Below are 775 nucleotides of genomic sequence, written 5' to 3' on the forward strand. Positions count from 1 at the left end.
GGGATTCAGTTCGGCAAGCAACCGCATGGGTCGCTTTCCATGTCAGCTCAGCTTCTTGCACTTTGCCATTGGGCAGCGTGCAGTAAAACTTACGCAGCCCCTTCTTCATTTGGCACCTACCTGCTGAGGTATCCCCAGCGCTGCGATCTGTTTGCGAACATGGTCAAAGCCAGCCCCAGTATTCACATCATAGTCTTCGACTACCGCAGACAGCACCTGTACCCGCTCGGTCGGCGTAAGGGCGCGTTCCAGGGAAAGGTCAGAAGCAATATCGGAGACGTTATCGAGTGTCAATGTGTCGAGTGCGATCATCTGACCTTCAGAGAAGTTGCTCATCAGGTAATTAATCAGGTATTCACGAGTACCGAAATTCATCATTGTTCCTCAGGGTGGGAAAATCAGCCCCCGTCTCCGGAGGCGAAAGAGTTAGTCTCGACGGCAACGTTGCTGCCGGATTTTAAAAGCTTCTTCAGCAAGGGAAAAGGCAACGTGTGCCACATCACCTTGGGTTGGCCCATTGGAACGGTTTTTATCCCAGAGTGTTGAAGCAACACCTGTCAGCGCACTCGCCAACAGTGAATCAAAAACCGCTTGCTCCTCATCAGAGGTAATTTTCAAATCAGAACTCATTGTCATCTCACTATATCAACAGGGGAGGAATTACCCAGACCACGACAGTGGCCTGAGTTGAATGTTTACGGTGCCAGGAATGTCACTTCAAACGAGCTGAGTTTGTCATCCCGATGCATGCCTTCAGTCAGCGCGGTAATTTCCT

Annotated in this window: 2 protein-coding genes; both read right to left on the minus strand. The window is 50.6% G+C overall.

Annotated features, from left to right (window positions below):
- Positions 1-105 precede the first annotated feature (105 nt).
- Complete coding sequence (locus tag ACVRRC_RS22060) at positions 106-375, minus strand: hypothetical protein (RefSeq protein WP_131680390.1); 270 nt, start codon at positions 373-375, stop codon at positions 106-108.
- A 51-nt stretch (positions 376-426) separates the two neighbouring features.
- Positions 427-630: a hypothetical protein gene (locus ACVRRC_RS22065; protein WP_131680389.1), complete on the minus strand. Its 204-nt coding sequence runs from the start codon at positions 628-630 to the stop codon at positions 427-429.
- Positions 631-775 lie beyond the last annotated feature (145 nt).

The organism is Stutzerimonas sp. LR2 (assembly GCF_055755175.1).

What these genes read in the sequence shown, in the direction of transcription:
- ACVRRC_RS22060 (WP_131680390.1), bottom strand. Translation starts at nt 375, where the DNA reads ATGAATTTCGGTACTCGTGAATACCTGATTAATTACCTGATGAGCAAC.
- ACVRRC_RS22065 (WP_131680389.1), bottom strand. Translation starts at nt 630, where the DNA reads ATGAGTTCTGATTTGAAAATTACCTCTGATGAGGAGCAAGCGGTTTTT.